The following is a 3,166-nucleotide window of genomic DNA, read 5'->3' on the forward strand; positions in this document are numbered from 1 at the left end:
CCTTTTAGCTTTTGATGAAGGATATCGACCGATAATTTTCTGCCCGAATAATTCAAACGAAAGAGGGTGCCACGGTTTTAAATTGAGACACCCTCTTTGTGTTGGTATTGTGGCGACCAGGCTACGCGCCCCGCCTACTTTACCAGGTCGGACAGCGTAGGTTTGATCCGCGCCGCGTAGGCCAAGTATCATCGGCGGTTCTTGCGGGGGTTGCCAACAACCTTGGCGCTCCCGACTTAGGTAGCCCCGCTTAACTTCTCTGCTCGGGTCGGCGTCGCGCTCGACCGGGGCTCGCAGCCGGCGAGTAGGTGAACACCTGTGCCGTCCTGAAATAAGTTGACGGTTTTAGATAAAGTTACTAGCCTTGGAGATTTTCTCCGAGGCTTTTTTGTGCACTGCATTGGGTGTCATCATATTTAAGCTTAGATGAGGTCTTTTATCGTTGTAAATCTCAACAGATTCTTTTAAAAGCAACTCTAACTCTTTCTTTGTCTTACACTTGTTAATCAAGAATTCTTGTTTAAGTATCCCATTGATCCTTTCCGCCAGCGCATTCTGATAACAATCATARCCATCTGTCATAGAAGGGACAATATTTCCTGTGCTRAGTACCTTTTGGTAGATCATTGAGCAGTATTGAAGGCCCCGATCTGAATGATGGATCGTTTGATTRGTATACATTCTGCATTTGATTGCCTGTTTAAGGGCTTTTACCACACTTTCCGATGTCATATCTGCGCTCAGGTGGTAGCCCATTACTCTTCTAATGTAAGCATCTGCGACCAATAACAAGTAGTGAACCGATTCTCTGCTTTTTACATAAGTGATATCGCTTACGAAATATTGTTCTGGGCGGTCGGGTTTGCAATTCTTCATCAGATTAGGGTATTTCCTTAGCCAATGTTTCGAATTGGTGGTCTTCGTGTATTTTTTAAGGGTCGTATTAGTAAATATTCTGCTCTTAGCAAATCAAAAAGTCCATCTCGGCCAAGCTTGATTTGTTTTTGCCGTAAATCGGCCTCCATCAGGTAATAAAGCTTTCGGGTGCCCAATCTGGGCATCTGCCTACGGATGTCTTGCACCATCGCCTTAACTGGCTGCAACGCTGTGGCTCTGCTGACTTTCCGTACTTCTCTTTGATAAAGTGCCTGTCGGCTTATCCCAAACAATCTACAACTTCGCGATAGGCTTACTTTACCTTGCCCTCGGAGCTTTTGGACTGTTTGGGTAAATACTTTTTTTGTAGGCCAGCGTTGTATTCTCCGTCGAAACGGTCAACCATCTCATTGAGAATCAAGTTTTTTAGACGCTCATCTTCTAGTTCTTTCTGTAACCGCTTGATCTGTTGCGCTGGCGTTTCTTTAGCTGAAGGCATTTTCGGCAAGTTTGGTTTTCTCCAATCCAAATTACCATGTTTGCGCAACCAGACCAAAACCGTACTTCTGCCCTGGATACCATAAATCCGCTGAGCTTGCTTGTATGTCATTTCGGATCAAGACAAAAAGTTGTGGAGCGCATAGGATTAAGCATATAATTGAGTAAGCCGGTAAAGGAAGAACTCGACATTCCGAACACCCCGGAACTGCGCCCTGAATGCCTTGATCTTCGCGTTGAAAGATTCGGCCGAGGCATTCGTGCTTCGGTTATCAAAATAGTTGACGATCGTCTTGTAGTGGTTCTGGATCGAGCGGGCGACAGTGTTAAACGATTTGAAGCCGGACTGCCGGACCTTTTCATGCCATTTGGCCAGTCTAGTGAGTCCGTAAATCTTTTCGGTCGTGTTTGTGAAGATGTTGCTTAATTCTAGCGACAGCTCGTATGCGCGTTTAAGGTCTGGAAAGCGCTCAAACAGAAGTAGCGCCCTCTCTCGCTGGCTTTCAGTCCAGATATTGGGCTTTTTGTACAGCGCATATCGGCTCCGAGCTAGGAGTTGTTTTACGGTGTCGCCATTGGATAATATTTCCGGATGATATTCATTTTGAGACGTTTTAGCCTGCTCGATAGCGTCATTTTCTTGATCTAGCGATTGCCAGCGATGTTTGATGCGGATCTCTTGCAAGGCTTCAATAGCTAACCTTTGCACGTGAAAACGGTCGGTGACGCGTGTTGCCCGTGGAAAACATCTCTTAGCGATCATTGACATGCTGCCAGCCATGTCAAGCGTAATTTCAGACACCTTTTTGCGTAGTGCCTCTGGGATTTTTCGGATGACTTCGATAACTGTCTCGGCCTTGGTGCCTGCTACAATGGCTATAATGCTCCCTTTGCCGCCTTTGGCAGATTTATTAGTGAGAATAGTGTACAACTCGCCATGTGAAAGACTGGTCTCGTCAATAGATAAATGAGACCCTAGATTCTGAGGAAACAACAGCCACTTCTTAGCGTGGCCGCGTTGGCTCCAATCCTTAAATCCACTCTGAAAATCACGATATTGTCGTAGTAAATCCCTGCCACTAACTCCATAGAACCTTCTAATGGCCCAGGCACTACTCGGGTTGGTATCGACTGATATCTTTTAAAAAAGCCGCGAATTCACTAGTTATTCGTGTTCCTTTACCTACTTCCGTCCAATCTCTGTAAACCACTTTTCCTGTTTTGGTATTGAGCCACCTGCGCCGCTTGATGTGAAGAAAGACCTTATGGCCCCGAATTGGGAAATCCTGAACAGTAATTGTCGGAAAGAAGCCCTTGGAAAGCAGGCTCTTCCTTTCCGGGTCATTCTCATCCGCATTCTTCTCGTCGATATGCACATGAAATACACCGTCCTGCCGGTCGATGGAGGTTAATTCAAAATTTTCGAGGATAAACTCTGGTAGTAAAAACTGAATGATAGGCAGGAAACTCTCCAAAACAAACTAGGTTGATTAAAAACACAAACCTAGAAAAATCCTATGCGCTCCACAAGTTTTTGTCTTGATCCGTCATTTCGCCCTTTTCTATCTGGCTGATCAAAGACAGTTTAAAGCCCAAATTATAATCACGTTGGCTACGCCTTTTTACTGAAAATGAATCGCTTCCCATTATAAGTCAAATTTGTGTCAACTTATTTCAGGACCGGACACAAGCAACACAAAAAAAGCCCCACATTTCTGCGGGGCTTTTAATTGCTATGGTATTGTGGCGACTACCTACTTTACCAGGTTTGATCCAAGTATCATCGGCGGTT

Annotated in this window: 2 protein-coding genes and 1 pseudogene; all 3 read right to left on the bottom strand. The window is 45.1% G+C overall.

Annotated features, from left to right (window positions below; genetic code table 11):
* Positions 1-345: 345 nt before the first annotated feature.
* Positions 346-1,489 (bottom strand): annotated as a pseudogene (locus tag ASG33_RS26145) (IS3 family transposase); the annotation flags it as partial.
* Positions 1,490-1,522: 33 nt separating this feature from the next.
* Positions 1,523-2,476 carry a transposase gene (locus ASG33_RS25425; protein ID WP_157474970.1) on the bottom strand — a complete coding sequence of 318 codons (954 nt, stop codon included), beginning with the start codon at positions 2,474-2,476 and terminating at the stop codon, positions 1,523-1,525.
* Between the two features lie 10 nt (positions 2,477-2,486).
* Positions 2,487-2,849, bottom strand: coding sequence for a transposase family protein (locus tag ASG33_RS25430; RefSeq protein ID WP_056292414.1), 363 nt, complete (start codon positions 2,847-2,849; stop codon positions 2,487-2,489).
* Positions 2,850-3,166: the final 317 nt, after the last annotated feature.

Source organism: Dyadobacter sp. Leaf189 (assembly GCF_001424405.1).
GTDB lineage: Bacteria > Bacteroidota > Bacteroidia > Cytophagales > Spirosomataceae > Dyadobacter.